The 15,557-nt window shown below is 73.8% G+C and carries 14 protein-coding genes and 1 pseudogene; 7 read left to right on the forward strand and 8 right to left on the reverse strand.

Annotation, left to right across the window (positions count from 1 at the left end; all coding sequences use genetic code 11):
* Together AB8Z75_RS19520 and AB8Z75_RS19525 are read right to left on the reverse strand one after the other, a co-directional pair.
* The coding region (locus tag AB8Z75_RS19520) for an AMP-binding protein (RefSeq protein WP_369203708.1) at positions 1 to 2,716 on the reverse strand (2,716 nt) is incomplete at its 3' end.
* Positions 2,717 to 2,804: 88 nt separating this feature from the next.
* The gene (locus AB8Z75_RS19525) at positions 2,805 to 4,115 is read right to left on the reverse strand and encodes an MFS transporter (RefSeq protein ID WP_369203710.1); all 1,311 of its coding nucleotides are present in this window, start codon (positions 4,113 to 4,115) and stop codon (positions 2,805 to 2,807) included.
* Between the two features lie 92 nt (positions 4,116 to 4,207).
* Between AB8Z75_RS19525 and AB8Z75_RS19530 the strand changes: the two genes are divergently transcribed.
* The 4 genes from AB8Z75_RS19530 to AB8Z75_RS19545 are packed head-to-tail and all read left to right on the forward strand — an operon-like array spanning position 4,208 to position 7,745.
* Entirely contained in the window at positions 4,208 to 5,212 is a 1,005-nt protein-coding gene (locus AB8Z75_RS19530; protein ID WP_369203712.1) for a LysR family transcriptional regulator, read from the forward strand.
* Positions 5,209 to 6,228, forward strand: a complete 1,020-nt coding sequence (locus AB8Z75_RS19535) for a methyltransferase (protein WP_369203714.1) — start codon at positions 5,209 to 5,211, stop codon at positions 6,226 to 6,228. The genes AB8Z75_RS19530 and AB8Z75_RS19535 overlap by 4 nt, the downstream gene beginning before the upstream one ends.
* A gap of 54 nt (positions 6,229 to 6,282) precedes the next feature.
* Positions 6,283 to 7,077: a MerR family transcriptional regulator gene (locus AB8Z75_RS19540; RefSeq protein WP_369203716.1), complete on the forward strand. Its 795-nt coding sequence runs from the start codon at positions 6,283 to 6,285 to the stop codon at positions 7,075 to 7,077.
* On the forward strand, positions 7,074 to 7,745 hold the full coding sequence (locus AB8Z75_RS19545; protein WP_369203718.1) for a hypothetical protein: 672 nt from the start codon (positions 7,074 to 7,076) through the stop codon (positions 7,743 to 7,745). Before AB8Z75_RS19540 ends, AB8Z75_RS19545 begins: the two co-directional genes overlap by 4 nt.
* A 32-nt stretch (positions 7,746 to 7,777) precedes the next feature.
* Here AB8Z75_RS19545 and AB8Z75_RS19550 read toward each other — a convergent pair whose 3' ends face one another.
* Positions 7,778 to 8,620, reverse strand: coding sequence for an alpha/beta hydrolase family protein (locus AB8Z75_RS19550; protein WP_369203720.1), 843 nt, complete (start codon positions 8,618 to 8,620; stop codon positions 7,778 to 7,780).
* 178 nt (positions 8,621 to 8,798) lie between these two features.
* On the opposite strand from AB8Z75_RS19550, the gene AB8Z75_RS19555 reads away from it, so the two are divergent.
* Positions 8,799 to 9,959, forward strand: a complete 1,161-nt coding sequence (locus AB8Z75_RS19555) for an adenosine deaminase (protein ID WP_369203722.1) — start codon at positions 8,799 to 8,801, stop codon at positions 9,957 to 9,959.
* A 271-nt stretch (positions 9,960 to 10,230) separates the two neighbouring features.
* On the forward strand, positions 10,231 to 10,626 hold the full coding sequence (locus tag AB8Z75_RS19560; protein WP_369203724.1) for a hypothetical protein: 396 nt from the start codon (positions 10,231 to 10,233) through the stop codon (positions 10,624 to 10,626).
* A 301-nt stretch (positions 10,627 to 10,927) separates the two neighbouring features.
* On the opposite strand, the gene AB8Z75_RS19565 is transcribed toward AB8Z75_RS19560, so the two are convergent.
* From AB8Z75_RS19565 to afsQ1, 5 genes are all read right to left on the reverse strand, one after another.
* Entirely contained in the window at positions 10,928 to 11,131 is a 204-nt protein-coding gene (locus AB8Z75_RS19565; RefSeq protein WP_369203726.1) for a PspC domain-containing protein, read from the reverse strand.
* A gap of 73 nt (positions 11,132 to 11,204) precedes the next feature.
* Positions 11,205 to 11,819 carry a VanZ family protein gene (locus AB8Z75_RS19570; RefSeq protein WP_369203728.1) on the reverse strand — a complete coding sequence of 205 codons (615 nt, stop codon included), beginning with the start codon at positions 11,817 to 11,819 and terminating at the stop codon, positions 11,205 to 11,207.
* Between the two features lie 154 nt (positions 11,820 to 11,973).
* Positions 11,974 to 12,606, reverse strand: coding sequence for a hypothetical protein (locus tag AB8Z75_RS19575; protein WP_369203730.1), 633 nt, complete (start codon positions 12,604 to 12,606; stop codon positions 11,974 to 11,976).
* A gap of 125 nt (positions 12,607 to 12,731) precedes the next feature.
* The gene (locus AB8Z75_RS19580) at positions 12,732 to 14,345 is read right to left on the reverse strand and encodes an ATP-binding protein (RefSeq protein WP_369203732.1); all 1,614 of its coding nucleotides are present in this window, start codon (positions 14,343 to 14,345) and stop codon (positions 12,732 to 12,734) included.
* Positions 14,346 to 14,448: 103 nt separating this feature from the next.
* Positions 14,449 to 15,126: a two-component system response regulator AfsQ1 gene (gene afsQ1 / locus AB8Z75_RS19585; protein ID WP_181861001.1), complete on the reverse strand. Its 678-nt coding sequence runs from the start codon at positions 15,124 to 15,126 to the stop codon at positions 14,449 to 14,451.
* Between the two features lie 200 nt (positions 15,127 to 15,326).
* Here afsQ1 and AB8Z75_RS19590 point away from each other — a divergent pair.
* Positions 15,327 to 15,557, forward strand: a pseudogene (locus AB8Z75_RS19590) (hypothetical protein); the annotation flags it as partial.

A 15,557-nucleotide genomic window follows, 5' to 3' on the forward strand; every position in this document is an offset into this window, starting at 1 on the left:
GGTCCGGCACGAAGCGCTCGGCCGTCAACGCGTCCGCGCCCAGGTAGCCGCGCGCCACCTGGGCGCCGCCCAGGTACAGCTCGCCGCGGGCTCCGGGCGGGGCCAGCCGCCCGCAGTGGTCGAGCACGTAGGCGCGGACGTTGTGCTGGGGCCGTCCGATGACGGGCTCGTCCCCCTGCGCGTCGAGGCGGCACCACACGGCGTCCACGGTGCACTCGGTCGGCCCGTAGTAGTTGAGGACGGTGGTGGCGGGCAGCGCGCGCAGCCGCTGCCACAGTGCCTTGTCGAGCGCCTCGCCGCCGACCATGAGCGTGCCGGGCTGGTGCCTACCCGGTGCGAAGAGCCCGGCGTCGAGCAGTTGGCGCAGGTAGGAGGGGGTCAGGTCCAGGAAGTCGAGGCGCCATTCCTCGATCCGGGCGACGAGTGCGGCCGGGTCGTGCCGTACCCCGTCCTCGGCCAGGTGCACCTCGTGGCCCGCGGCCAGGAACAGCCAGCCCTCCCAGGAGGTGTCGAAGGAGAACGACGCCGTCAGCGCGGCACGCAGCCTGCCGCCGTCCCCGCCCCGGGCGGCGCGGTCCCGCGCCGCCGGGGCGATGAGGGAGACGAGGTGGTCGTGGAAGAGGTGGGTGAGCTGCCGGTGTTCGACGACGACGCCCTTGGGGCGGCCGGTGCTTCCGGAGGTGAACGCCAGGTACGCGGCGTCGTCAGGGCGGGGGGCCCGGGGGAGGTCGCGCGGCGTGGGGTCGGTGGTGGGCTGGGTTTCGAGCAGGCGCCGCGTCCGCGCGGCGTCCGTCACGACGACGGGCACCGCGCACCGCGGCCCGTCGGTACCCTCGCCCGGCAGGCGGGCCGCCGTCTCCTCCTGGGCCAGTACGCACAGCGGCGCCGCCTGCGTGAGCATCATCCGAGTGCGTTCGGCCGGGTGTCCGGCCTCCAGGGGCAGGCAGGCGGCGCCGGTCTTGAGGACGGCGAGGAGTGCGACGGCGTAGGCCTCGGTGCGGGGCAGGCCGAGGGCGATCGTGGTGCCGGGGCCCGCGCCGCGGGCGAGGAGCAGATGCGCGAGCCGGTTGGCCCGCGCGTTCAGCTCGCGGCGGGTGAGGACGGCGGCGCTGTCGGCGGGGCCGCAGACGACGGCGACGGCGTCGGGCTCCTCCCGTACGCGCGTCTCGAACTCGGCGTGCAGCGGCGTGGTGGGGACCGGGAGCGCGGGTCCGCGGCCCCAGGCGAGCACCTGGTCGCGTTCGGTGGCGGTCGCCACGTCGATGTCCGCCACGCGGCGGGTGCCCTCGCAGGTGGCGAGCGTACGCAGCAGGGAGAGGAAGCGAGCGTGGTGGGCGGCGACTTCGGCGGCCGGGTAGGTGTCGGGATCGGCCTGGAAGTCGATGCGCAGGGAGCCGTCGCTGGGGCGGTCGTAGACGTTGACGCTCATCCCGGTGACGGGGCCGTTGGAGAGGTTGTGCAGGACGGCCGGGTGGCGGCCGAAGCTGACCCGCGGGTCGTAGACCATGACGTTGATGCCCCAGTCGGCCATGCCGCCCGCCAGGGTGGGAGCGGCTTTCAGCTCCCGCACCATGTCCCAGAAGGGGTACCGCTGGTGCCGTACCAGCCCCTTGGCCTGCGCCGCCGTGCGCCGCAGCAGGTCTTCGACGGTGCCCACCGAGGGCGCGGGCACCCGCAGCGGCAGCACGTTCGCGAGCATGCACGGCACCTCGCGGGTGGCACCGCCGCGTGCGGTGACGGTGACGTCGAGCATGACGTCACCGGAGGTGCCGGGCCCGCCGGGCCCGCCGGGGCTGCCGGGCCCACCGGGGCTGCCGGGGCTCCCGGGCCCACCGGAGCTGACAGCGCCGTCGGATGGGGCGAGCGCAGCGGCCCCGTCGGTGTGCTCCCGGTCGCCGAGCCGGTCCACGTACAGGGCCAGCGCCGCCATGGCCGCGGTGGCCAGTCCGGTACGGGCGCCCCGCGCCAGGGCGCGCAGGCCTCGCGCGGCCTCGGCTTCGAGGTGCCCGCTCTCCCGCACGAAGCGGCGTGCCGGACGCAGCCAGTGCTGTGAGGCGCGCGCCGAGGTGCCCCAGGCGGCGAGCTGCTCGGCCCAGTAGGCGCGGTCGCGCGCCATGCGTGCGGAGCCGCGGTAGTCGGCCTCGTCGGCCAGCGCCTGGCGCAGCGGCGCGAGCGGGCTGCCGGGGACGGGGGCCCCGCTCTCCAGGGCGGTGTAGATCTGCGCCAGCCGCGGCAGGAAGAGCGTCATGGAGAAGCCGTCCATGACGATGTGGTGGATGGCCATGTAGAGCGTGTACCGGTCGTCGGCCGTGCGCAGGAGCGTGAAAGTGAAGACGCGCGCACGCCGCGGGTCGACCGGCACGTCGAGGTCGTCCCACATCAGGGCGTGCGCGGCGGCGGCCGGGTCGTCCTCGCCGCGCAGGTCCACCAGAGGCAACGGCCAGTCCTCGCAGTCCTCGACGACCTGCCGCACGCACTCCTCGGGCCCCGCCGCGCCCTCACGCTCGTCCGTGGTGAACCGGACGCGCAGCGCCTCCGTCTCGGCGACGGTGCGCCGCAACGCGCGCTCCAGCAGCTCCGGGTCGACCGGGCCCTGGATCTCCAGGGCCTCGGCGGCCCGGAAGCACGGGTTGTCCGGGTCGAGTTGCTGGGCGTACCACATGCCTGTCTGCGCCGCCGTCAACGGCAGCCCTTCTCCGCTGCCGACCTGTCCCATCGAAACCAGCTCCTGATTGCGCCACACCGTCTGGGAGCACAACGAGAGGAGCAGTCAGAGGGCACCTTCCGACCGTGGTGCCCGTGCCTCAGGGCTGTGCCGGCACCGCCGCGCGCCGGCTCGCGTACAGCGTGATCCCTCCGGCCAGCACCATGGCGCCCAGCGCCAGCGCGACGGTCGCGCTCCAGCCGCCCGCGGCGAACGCGGCGGCGCCCAGCGCACCGCCCAGCGAGCTGCCCACGTAGTAGGCCATCTGGTAGAGGGCCGACGCCTGCGCGGGGCCGTGGGTGGCGGTGCGGCTCACCGATCCCGAGGCCACCGCGTGCCCCGCGAAGAACCCCGCCGTGATCAGGACGAGCCCGGCGACGACGGCGATCAGGCTGTCGGCGAGGCTGACGAGCAGGCCGGCGGAGGCGGTGCCGATCCCCAGGTACAGGGTTCCGCGCCGGCCCAGCCGGGCGTTGAGCCGCCCGGCGGTGGCCGAGGCGACCGTGCCCACCAGGTAGATGACGAAGATGGAGCCCACCAGGCCCTGGGAGAGCCCGAAGGGGGCGGCCACCAGCCGGTAGCCGATGACGGTGTAGACGGCGCCGAAGACGACCATGAACAGCAGCCCGATCGCGTACAGCCGCAGCAGCAGCGGGTTGCGCAGGTGGGAGCGGACCGTCGCGGCGACCCGGCGCGGGTGCAGCGGTACGGGGGTGAAGTGCCGCGCCTGCGGTACCAGGAGCCGGAAGGCGACCGCGCACAGCAGGGAGGTGACGGCGACGGCGCCGAGTCCGGCCCGCCAGCCCCACGCCTCGGTGATCCAGCCGGTGAGGATGCGCCCGCTCATCCCGCCGACGCTGTTGCCGGCCACGAACAGCCCGACGGCGCCCACCAGGTGGGTGCCGCGTACCTCGTCGGAGAGGAACGCCATGGCCGAGGCGGGCACCCCGGCCACGGCCGCGCCCTGGAGCGTCCGCAGGGCGATGAGGACCGGCAGGCTCGGGGCGAACGGGACGACGAGGGCGAGCGCCACGGCCACCGCCATGGAGACCGTCAGCATCCGGCGCCGGCCGAAGCGTTCGGACAGCGCGGCCAGCGGCAGCACGGCGACGGCCAGTCCGATGGTCGCGCCGGAGACGGTCCAGCTCGCCTGGTCGGGTGCGGCGTGCAGCGAGCGGGAGATCTCGGGGAGGAGCGCCTGGGTGGAGTAGAGCAGGGCGAAGGTCGACAGGCCGGCGGCGAACAGCGCGAGACGCATCCGCCCGTGCCCGGGGTCGCCGGGGCTCAGCTTCGTCGCGTCGGCGGCCTCCGCCGTCCCTCCAGCAGGACCCGTATCAGCAGGACCCGTATCAGCAGGACACGAAGAGGCGTCCACCGGCTGGGTGGACGCCCCGGTATCGAGAGCAGGCATGCCTCGAACGTACGAACCCTCCTCTCATCCGTCCAATGCATGAAAGTGCGAGAATCGATGCCCATCCGCATCACCGCAGGTAAGGGCCGCCCGTGTCACCCTCCCGTAGCGCCGAAGACAGCTCCGTCACACCGCGGGCGTCCTCGGTCGCCGGTACGGCGCCCTCGGCGTACGCGCTCACTCCCCGCCTCGCGCAGTTCGCGGCCGTCGCCCGCCACGAGCACGTCACCCGCGCCGCGCAGGAGCTCGGCGTTCCGCAGTCCTCCCTCAGCCGGGCCCTGGCCCGGCTGGAGGCCGACCTGGGCGTGGCCCTGTTCGCCCGCCACGGCCGTACCGTCTCCCTCACCCCGGCGGGCCGCACGTTCCTGGCCGCGGCCGAGCGGGCCCTGACCGCCGTCGAACAGGGCGCCGAGGCGGTGCGCTCGGACGCCGATCCCGCCACCGGCAAGGTCGCCTTCGGCTTCCTCCACACCCTCGGCTGGGAGACGGTCCCCGAACTGCTGCGCGCCTTCCGCGCCGACCACCCGCGCGTCCGCTTCGCCCTGGTGCAGAACTACGGTGACGCCATGCTGGAGCGGCTCCGCGCCGGAGAGCTGGACCTGTGTCTGACCTCGCCCGTGCCGGAAGCCCCCGACCTGGTCGCCCGCCGCCTGGACGAACAGCGGCTGCGGCTCGTCGTCCCCGACGACCACCGGCTCGCGGCGCGCAAACGGATCCGGCTCGCCGAGGCCGCCGAGGAGTCCTTCGTCACGCTGGAGCCCGGCTACGGCATGCGGCGCATCCTGGACACGATGTGCGCCGAGGCCGGGTTCACCCCGCGCATCGCCTTCGAGGGCGAAGAGGCCGAGACGATCCGCGGGCTGGTCGCCGCGGGGCTGGGCGTCGCGCTGCTGCCGCCGCCCGTCTTCCCCCGGCCCGGCGTACGTGAGGTGACGGTGACCGCGCCGCGCGCCGTCCGCGAGATCGGGCTCGCCTGGTCGGCCGGGCGCCCCGACACCCCGCCGGTGGCGGCCTTCAAGGCGTTCCTGCTCAGCCGCAGGGGGCAACTTCTGCGTGCCGAACCCGCCCACCACCCCGCCCCGGAGGACAACCGATGACCCCCCACCCGAACGGCCCCGACGGCCAGGGCCACGGCCACGGCCACGCCCAAGGCCACGGCCACGGCCATGCCCAAGGTCACGCCCAAGGCCACGGCCACACCCAAGGCCACGCCCACACCCACGCCCACACCCACGGGCAAGGCCACGGCCACGGGGGTGGCCCCGCCGGTGCCGAACCCGACTGGGAGGCCCTCGCCGAGCACCTCGAACGCGAGGCCGAGCTCGGCATGCCGTTCCTGGAAGAGGCCGCCGCCTGGCTCCACGACCTGACAGGCAGCCGCGAGGTGACCCGCGTCCTCGACCTGGGCAGCGGTCCCGGCGTCAGTACCACCGCACTCGCCCACGCCTTCCCCGGCGCGGAGACGGTCGCCGTGGACAGCTCCCCACAGCTGCTGGAACGCGCCCGCGCCCGCGCCGCCCGCGAGGGGCTCGCGCCCCGGATCACCCTCCGCACCGCCGAACTCCCCGACGACGTCCCGGGCCTGGGCACCGCCGAGCTGATCTGGACCAGCAACGTCGTCCACCACCTCGGCGACCAGCGCGCCGCGCTGGAGACGTTCGCGGACGCGCTGCGCCCCGGCGGCGTCCTGGCCGTCCGCGAGCGCGGACTGCCCACCCGCTGCCTGCCCCGCGACATCGGCTTCGGCCGCCCCGGCCTCCAGGCACGGCTGGACGCCGTCGAGGAGGACTGGTTCACCGCGATGCGCGCCGAACTGCCGGGCCACACGCGCACGGTGGAGGACTGGCCCGCGCTGCTGGTCGCCGCCGGGCTGACCCCGACGGGCAGCCGCACGTTCCTCACCGACCACCCGGCGCCCCTCGATCCGGTCGCCCGCGCCCACGTACGCGCCCGCCTCGAACGCGTCCGCACCGCCCTCGCCGACAGCCTGGAAGCCGAGGATCTGACCACCCTCGACGCCCTCCTGGACGACACCTCGCCCGAAGGGGTCCTCCGCCGCCCCGACGTCTTCTTCCTGACGGCGACGACCGTGCACACGGCGGTACGCACATAGCGTCGTGCGGGCGTCCATTGACCTTGACGCGGCGGCAACGTTTCTACTGAGCTCATGCGGATCGGAGAACTGGCCGCGCTCGTCGGGGTGTCCCCGCGTACCGTGCGCCACTACCACCACCAGGGGCTGCTGCCCGAACCTCGGCGCAGGGCCAACGGGTATCGCGAGTACGGGCTGCGCGACGCCGTGCGGCTCGCCCGCATACGCCGCCTCACCGCCCTCGGCCTCGGTCTGGACGAGGTACGCGACGTCCTCGCCGACGACACCGGCACCGAACTCGGCGAGATGCTCAGGGAACTCGACAGCGACCTGCGCCGCCAGGAGGAGGAGATACGGACCCGCCGCGTCCGGCTGGCCGAGCTCCTCCGCCAGGCCGAGGCGGGCACCCTGCCCGAGGGCGCGCCGCTCTCGCGGGAGCTGGCGGCGCTCTTCCCCCAGCCCGCGGTCGGCGCGCCCGGCCACGCGCCGGTGTCCGGTATCGCCGCCAAGGACCGGGACGTCCTCGCCCTGCTGGAGACCTCCGCGCCGCCCGGCGCCCGCGAGCAGGCGATCGCGCTCGCGGGCGCGGTCGCCGCGGGCGAGGCCGGGGCCGAACGGGTGCGGCGCGCCTACGCCCTCATGGACGAGCTGGCCGACGCCGCGCCCGACGACCCACGCGTCGGACAGGCGGCGCAGGCGGTCGCCGCCTGCGTACCCGAGGAGGTGAGAGACCAGATCCCGGCGGACTTCGCAGACAGCGGCAGCTCGTCGGCCGGCGTCTTCGAGACCGCCCTGTACGACGATCTTCCTCCCGCCCAGGCAGCGGCCCTTCGCCAAGCCGTCCACCTGGTGACGGAGCGGGCGCGATGAGCCGCGCGGTGCGGGTCGCCCGCCGCCTTGCCCTGCACGAGGCGCGGTCCCTCGCCGGTATCGCGCTGTGGCTGGCACGCCGCCGTGCCGGGGTGGGGCCAGGCGACACCGCGGCGCCCTATGCCGGCGCCCAGGCGACCACGCTGCTGGCTCTGGGGTTCGTGTGCGTCGTCGAGACGGTCGGGCTGGCGCTGATCATCCCTTGGCCACCCCTCCATCTGACGATGCTCGTACTGGACCTCTACACCGTCGTCCTCGTCTTCGGACTGCACGCCTCGTCCGTCGCCCGCCCCCATGTCGTCGGCCCCGACGGCTCGCTCCGCGTCCGGTACGCGGCGCTGCTGGACCTCCGCGTTCCGGCCGGGCAGATCGCCTCGGCTCGCGTCGTCCGGCGGTTCCCGGACGGCGGGCTCCTCACCGTGGACGACGGCACGCTGACGGTCGCCGTGGGCGGCCAGACAACGCTCACCGTCCAACTGAGAGAACCCGTCACCTTCCTCCGCCCCCTGGGTACCTCCGCGGTCGTCCGCACTCTCCACCTCCACGCCGACGCGCCGGGCGAGTTCGTCGCGGCTCTTGACCGCGCACGGCAGACGGGGACGGCGACCGAGCCGACGTCGGATGCGGACCCGGAGGCGGCAGGGGGCCGGACCCCGGCCGAAGGATGACCGGACCCCGGCCGAAGGATGAGTCGTGGACCTCAGCGCAGGCTCTTGCCGAAGCCGCTCGCCAACGGCATCCGCAGCCCCAGGGGCGGCGGAGCCGCCAAGGCGTCGGTCAGGGGGCGGCACAGGTCGCGGGCGCACAGCGTGCCGAGGACGAAGTCCCTGGTGAGCGCGGCGACCTCGGCGGCGTAACCGCGCAGCCCGTGCCCGTCCGTGTGGACCTCGAACCGGCACACCTGGGCGTTGATCTTCTTGGCGCGCTCCGCGAAGCGGAAGGACAGCTCCGGATCGCTCCTCGCGTCGTTGGTGCCGTGCACCAGCAGCACGTGACGGCCGCGCAGGTGGCGTACGGGCTCCGCCTCCTCCGCGCCGTCCGCCCCGTCGGCGCACTCCAGCACGGGCCCGAGCGCCACGACGGAGACGACCGCCGAGTGGCCCGCGGCGCGCAACGCCGCACGCCCGCCGACCCCCCTGCCGACCAGGCAGACGGGCACGTCTCCGTACCGCCGTACGACCTCCTCGACGGCCCACTCCGCGTCCTCGGCATACGCGCACCCGCCGTGCTCGGTCCGGCTGTCCGCGGCGGCCGGCACCGCGCCGGCAGGCACGGTCTCCTCGGCCGTCCTGCCCGCCGTTCCGTCCCGGTGGGCGGGGGAGCGGTAGTGGACGACGTGCGCGGCCAGCGGATCGTCCCGCGAGCTGGCGCGCCCCAGCCGGCGTGCCAGCGGCAGCGCGGCGGCTGCCGCCAGCGCGGAGCCACGGAGCGCGCCACCGCTGTCGCCCGGCAGGACGAGCACGACGGCGTGCGGTGCCTGCCCCACGGCCCCGTGGGGCCGTCCCAGGCGTGCTTCCCTTTCGGGCAACGCTCGCTGAGCCATGGCGCAACAATGGCACGCCCCCGCGCGGAGGGAAGGGAGTTGGCGCAAGGGAGTGCGAAAACCGCGGGGAAAACGACCGGCTTCCCGTCGCGTACGGCGAACGCACCGAACCGGACATCCCCCGAAAACTCTCCGCCGGCCCCATGCGTTCTACGCGCGTAGGAGCTAGAGTGCCGTGATGGTAAGCGAATCCGAGAGCACCGTCCCCCGGGGAGCCGTCCCCGCGAGTGTCGTCCCCACGGCGGAGCAGATCCGCCGCGCACCGAAGGTTCTGCTCCACGATCACCTCGACGGCGGGCTGCGCCCCGCCACCATCGTCGAACTGGCCCGCGAGACCGGTTACGACGCGCTCCCCGAGACCGACGCCGGCCGGCTGGAGACCTGGTTCCGCGAGTCGGCCGACTCGGGCTCCCTGGAGCGCTACCTCGAGACGTTCTCGCACACGGTCGGCGTGATGCAGACCCGCGACGCGCTCTTCCGTGTCGCCTCGGAGTGCGCACAGGACCTGGCCGCCGACGGAGTCGTCTACGCCGAGGTCCGCTACGCGCCCGAGCAGCACCTGTTGGGCGGCCTGACGCTGGAGCAGGTCGTCGAGGCGGTCGACGAGGGTTTCCGCGAGGGCGAACGGCTGGCGCGCGCCGCGGGCCACCGCATCCGGGTCGGTGCGCTGCTGACGGCGATGCGGCACGCGGCGCGCGCGCTGGAGATCGCCGAGCTGGCCAACCGCTACCGCGATCTGGGCGTGGTCGGCTTCGACATCGCCGGTGCGGAGGCGGGCCACCCGCCCACCCGGCACCTGGACGCGTTCGAGTACCTCAAGCGCGAGAACAACCACTTCACCATCCACGCGGGCGAGGCGTTCGGGCTGCCGTCGATCTGGCAGGCCCTCCAGTGGTGCGGCGCGGACCGGCTCGGGCACGGGATGCGCATCATCGACGACATCCAGGTCGGCGACGGGGGAGACGTCAAGCTCGGCCGCCTCGCGGCGTACGTGCGCGACAAGCGGATCCCGCTGGAGCTGTGCCCCACCTCCAACCTGCAGACGGGGGCAGCCTCTTCCTACGCCGAGCACCCCATCGGGCTGCTGCGCCGGCTGCACTTCCGCGCGACGGTCAACACGGACAACCGCCTCATGAGCGGCACGAGCATGAGCAACGAGTTCGAGCAGCTCGTGCGGACGTTCCGCTACACGCTGGACGACATGCAGTGGTTCACCGTCAATGCCATGAAGTCGGCGTTCATTCCTTTCGATGAACGTCTCGCCATGATCAACGACGTCGTGAAGCCGGGATACGCGGCCCTCAAGGCCGAGTGGCTCTTCCCCACCGCCGCCGTCTGACCCCCGGTGACCAGCGCTTCCGCCGCCGCCCCGCGTCCTGCGCGCGGCGGCGGAAGACGCCGGGCGCCCCGCCGCGCATCCCGCTGCGACGGCGACTTACGGCGCCGCCCGCGTGTTTGCGACTCCTCCGCATCCCTGGCTACGTTCGCCGGGCTGCTCAGGCCCCCTACGGGCCGCTCAAGCCCCTTACCGGGCCGCTCAAGCCCCCTACCGGGTCGCTGAAGCCCGGTTCGAGCTGCTCAAAGCCCCCACTCCGAGGACGTAAACACTGATGAAGCAGGTAGCCAAGAAGACCCTGGGTGTCGCCGCGCTGGGTGCGGCCGCCGTCGTGGCCGGCGCGGGTTCGGCCTCCGCCGCCCCCACCGACATGCTCGGCGGCGCCCCCGCCGGCAAGACCCTCGGCCCGGTCACCGAGACCGCGGGCAAGACCGTCGGCGACCTTCCGCTCGAGGAGGCCGCCAAGGGCCTGCCGGGCGGGCTGTCGCAGCCGGTGGGCGTCGCCCAGCAGGCGCTGTCCGGGGCGCTGACGGGCACCCCGCTGGACGCGACCGAGACGGTGGCCGACAACGCGCAGAAGTCCACCGAAGGCAAGAGCTCGGCCCCCGGCGGCGGCATGCTCGGCGGCCTGCCCCTCGGCAAGGCCCTCCCGGTGGGCGGCTCCCACTGACGCAACGCGGCGGCGGTCGCCACTGAGGCAGGCGGCCGAAGGGACCGACGACGGCGGATGCCCCGAAGGGGCTCTCCACGGCGAAGGGGCTGCGTCACCCGCCACGGGTGACGCAGCCCCTTTCCGTTGTCCTCCCCTCGGTTGCGCTCCGTCCGCGGACGCGGGCACGGGCGCCTCACGTCGCGGCCACGGCCGCGTCACTCGATCAGGCCATGGCCCCCCACCGTCACCTCGTCGAGGCCCATCCCACCGACACAGCGGATCTCACCTGCCGCGACCGGGGGGCGGGGAGCCGGACGGCTCACCACGCGGACCGATGCTGCTGCCCCTCGTTCGGCAGCAGCACCCACAGCGCCAGGTAGAGCAGGCACTGCGGCCCCGGCAGCAGGCACGAGACGAGGAAGAGGACGCGCATCGTGGTGGGCGTGGTGCCGAAGCGCCGCGCGAGGGCGGCACACACGCCGCCGATCATCCGTCCTTCGGTGGGGCGGGCCAGTGCGGGCATGAGGGCTGCTCCTTCGTCGGTCGTTCCATCTGTTCTTCCGACGGTAGAACGGACCAACGGGATGAACATCGCACTACGGTGCCATTCCGACCCTGGTGGCTCTCGGGGGCGTCCCCTGGGAGGTCTCCTCCCGCAGACGTACACCGGTACCGGCCTGAGTCTGACGCCCGGCCGCCCCGGACCGCTGCCCGCCGTCGGGCAGGCGGCTTCCTCCCCGGCGTCCGTCCCTGGGGCGCAGACCGCGCCGCACCAGCGGGAAGACGCATCCGGCTGCCAGCGCCACCCCCGCGGTGTTCAGCAGCACCGAGTCGACATCGACGACCTGTCCCGGCACGCCCGTCCGCACCAGCGTGAGGCCCACTGACAGCATCGCCCCGGCGAAGGTGGTGCGTGCCACCGTGCCGGGGAGCCTGCGGTGCAGCCGTCCGGTGGCCAGCGGCAGCAGCACGCCGAACGGCGCCAGCAGCAGCAGGGCGGGGCCCAGCCCCGCCAGTGCGGCCCGCGGTCCGTCGGCGAGTGCGGCGCGGATGGTGGCCAGCGGATGCAGGTTGGCGGGTGCCATCCAGGGCACCGAGAGGGGGCGCAGCATCAGCCAGCCGACGAGACACAGGTGTACCGCCAGCAGGAGGAATCCCGCGGCGCGGATACGGGAGGCGGAGGTCAGGCCGCCGGAGCCAAGGCGCTGCACGTCATCAAGGACGCCACCGCGTTCCGCCGTGGTTCCTGCGCGGAGTGTTGAGCGGGTCCTGGCTGTGTCACACGCGTGTTCCAGCCGCCGCCGTACAGGCAACCCCCCTGCGCCCTCTCCGGCGCCGCGAGGGCGCCTCAGCGCCGCGGAGCGCTCAGACCTCCGTGCCCGCCGTCTCGGCCGCCTCGGGGCGGGTACGCAGCTGTGTGCCGCACTCGTAGCGCTTCAGTGGCGCTGCCGTCTCCTCGGCGGCCTCCTCGTCGCCGTCGCCCGGTGAGGAGCCGGCGGGGCCGCCGAGGACCACCCCGTCGTCGGCGTCGGCCGCCGCCGTGTCCGCGTACGTGCACACCAACTGCGCCAGCGCGAACGACGGCAGTTCGTCCGGCGGGCTGCTCAGCCGCAGCGCCTCGTCCGGGTCGCCGTCGGCGGCCCCCTCGACCGTCAGGTCGTCGGGCACGGCCGTCTCGAAACCCGCCGCGCCCTCCAGGGTGCGCGGCTGCCGCTGGAGCTCCTGAAGCAGCTTCCGCGCCACCGGCAGCCGCTGCGCCGAGGAGCGCCCGTCCGGCATCCGCACCTCCCGCTCGACGGGCGAGACGCGCGAGCCGCACACCAGGTAGACGCGGACGACCGCCTGCGCACCGCCCGCGTCGTGAGGGCTCTCGTGGTCGCCGGGCAGCACGCAGCCCACCCGTGAGGGGGCAGCGCCCGCGTCCACGGGTACGGAGGTGGCGCGGATGCCGCATCCGGCCGCCACCGAGGCGAGAACGCACAGGAGTATCGGCGGCACCAGGCGCCCACGCCCACGCCGACGCCGGTGCCCGCGCCCGCGCCCGCGCCGAACCCCGGCGCGGGCCCCGGTGAGCGGCCCGGTGAGCGGCCCCGGCGGTGACTGCTTCCGCCGTGCGGAGCGGCTCATCGGTCTTCTCCCTCGTCCTGAGCGCGGTCGCCCCCGTGGCTCGGGCGCTCGCCGCTCTCCTCGCCGTTCTCGCGCTCCCACTCCTCGGCCACCCGGCGGGCGTCCCGGGGCAGTACGAGGGTGAAGACGGCGCCGCCCTCGCCCTCGGGGGCGTTGTGCGCGGTGATCTCGCCGCCGTGGATGTGGGCGTTCTCCAGTGCGATCGACAGGCCGAGCCCGCTGCCCTCGGAGCGGGGGCGGGAGGCGCTGGCCTTGTAGAAGCGGTCGAAGACGTGCGGCAGCACGTCCTCGGGGATACCGGGGCCCTGGTCGGCGACCTCGATCACCAGTTCGTCGCCGTCCCCGTCGCCGGGCCGCTTCCGGGTGTGCACCGCCACCCGCACCGGGGAGCCGCCGTGCTTGAGGGCGTTGCCGATCAGGTTCGCGAGGATGACGTCGAGCCGGCGGGGGTCGAGCCGCGCCATGATGCCCCGGTCCGCGTCCAGTTCCACCGCGTCCAGCCAGGCCCTGGCGTCGATGCAGGCGGTCACCTGGTCGGCGACGTCCACGTCGTCCAGCACCAGCCTGGCCGTGCCCGCGTCGAAGCGCGTGACCTCCATCAGGTTCTCGACCAGGTCGTTGAGCCGCCGCGTCTCGCTGACCACCAGCTGCACGGCGGGCGCGATCATCGGGTCGAGATTGTCCTGCTCCTCCTCCAGCACCTCGGTGACCGCGGAGATCGCCGTCATCGGGGTCCGCAGCTCGTGCGACATGTCGGCGACGAACCGCCTGCTGGACGCCTCCCGCGCGCTCAGCTCGGCCACCCGCTGCTCCAGCGAGGCCGCCGCGTCGTTGAACGTGTGCGACAGCTCGGCCAGCTCGTCCGTACCCGAGACCCGCAGCCGCGTCTCCAGCTTCCCCTCACCGAGCCTGCGCGCCGCCTCACCGAGCCGCCGCACCGGGCGCAGCACCGTCGTCGCGGCGGCCTGCGCCAGCAGCATCGCGCCGATCAGCGCGAGCCCGGTGGCGATCCCCAGCGACCAGCCCAGCGAGCTGAGATCGTCCCGCTCCGGGGCCAGCGACTTGAGCAGGTACCCCGTCGGTGTGGGCTCCTCGCCGATCACCTTCGCGCCGCCGACCAGATACGGGTCGCCGTCCAGCGTGATCCGCTGCCAGTACAGGTGGTAGGGGTGCTTGTTCTGCTTGGTGACCGGGCGTTTCTCCTCGACCGCGCGGCGCAGCCGCTCCGGCACGTCACCCAGCGCGAAGTCGTCCTGGTTGGAGGCCGCGGCGCACCGCTTGCCGCTCTCCGTCTCGTCGACGAGCAGCACCTGGTAGTTCTGCGAGCTGCGCGCCATCTTCGCCGCCGCCTCGCGCAACTGCCCGCAGTCGACCTTGCGGGGCAGGTTGCCCGCGTTGTCCTCCATCGCCTTGCGGAAGTCGTTGAGCGCCGCGTTCTGGGCGCGGGTGAGAACGGCGTCGCGGTTGAGCCAGTAGGCGATGCCCGAGGCGGAGACCGCCGCCGTCAGCGCCACCAGCGCGAAGACGACGACGAGGCGGAGCCGCAGCGACGGCAGCAGACCGGCGAGCCGGGAGCGCAGGCGCGCCCCGAAGGAAGGGGCGTCGGTCACTGCGCGGTTCCGTTCTGCGTGCTCGTACGGTTCCGCGTGCTCGTACGCTTCTGTGCGTCCGTACGGTTCCGTGCGCCCGTACGGTTCCTGCTCGTACGGTCCGTCACTGCGGCGGGTCCAGCCGGTAGCCGACGCCGCGCACCGTGCGGATCAGGGTGGGGGAGGACGGCACGTCCTCGACCTTGGCGCGCAGCCGCTGCACGCAGGCGTCCACGAGACGCGAGTCACCCAGGTAGTCGTGCTCCCACACCAGGCGCAGCAACTGCTGCCGGGAGAGGGCCTGCCCGGGGCGTCTGCTCAGCTCCAGCAGCAACCGCAGCTCGGTCGGCGTCAGTTGCAGGTCCTCGCCGTTCTTGGTGACCGTCATCGCCGCGCGGTCGATCACCAGCGAACCGAAGGTCGCCGCGTCGTTGGACTCCCGTTCGCCGCGGCGCATCACCGCGCGGATCCGCGCGTCCAGCACCCGGCCCTGCACCGGTTTGACGACGTAGTCGTCCGCACCGGACTCCAGGCCCACGACGACGTCGATGTCGTCGCTGCGGGCCGTCAGCAGAATGATCGGCAGCTGGTCGGTGCGGCGGATGCGGCGGCACACCTCGAAACCGTCGATACCGGGCAGCATCACGTCCAGCACGATCAGATCCGGGCGCTGTTCGCGCAGCAGCTTGAGGCCGTCCTCACCGGACGCGGCGGTCGCCACGCGGTGCCCCTGGCGGGTCAGACCCATCTCCAGGGCGGTACGGACAGCGTCATCGTCCTCGATCAGCAACAGGAAAGGCACGCGCGCCATTCTGGCCCATGGCGGCCCCATACTTCGACCGGCGGTCGGCACCCGGCAGCGACACACCGCGCGACCTGCGCACTGTGTGACCCGCCATCCCTTGTGACACCGCTGTGACAGACGGGGGACCTCGCCATGAAATCGGGGCGGCAAGGTTTATCCCACAAGCAAGCGACCGGTTGGCTCCAAGGGGGCGCGAGATGAACACACTGCACAGCACCAACACCAGCGCAGTCCTTCACACGCGTCTGCACGTCCCCGCGGTTCCCGCCACACAGAACCGGTCGGAGATCTCCGGCGCCGAGACGGGCACAGCGCTGCTCGACCACAGCCGGGAGCCCGGGGGGGCACGGGGGTGTCCGCGCGGCACCGGACGGATGCGTGCGCGGACGGTGTTCGGACCCGCGGTCGAGGGGCTGAGGGGAGACGGC

Origin of the sequence: Streptomyces sp. PU-14G (assembly GCF_041028275.1) — a bacterium.
Lineage (GTDB): Bacteria > Actinomycetota > Actinomycetes > Streptomycetales > Streptomycetaceae > Streptomyces.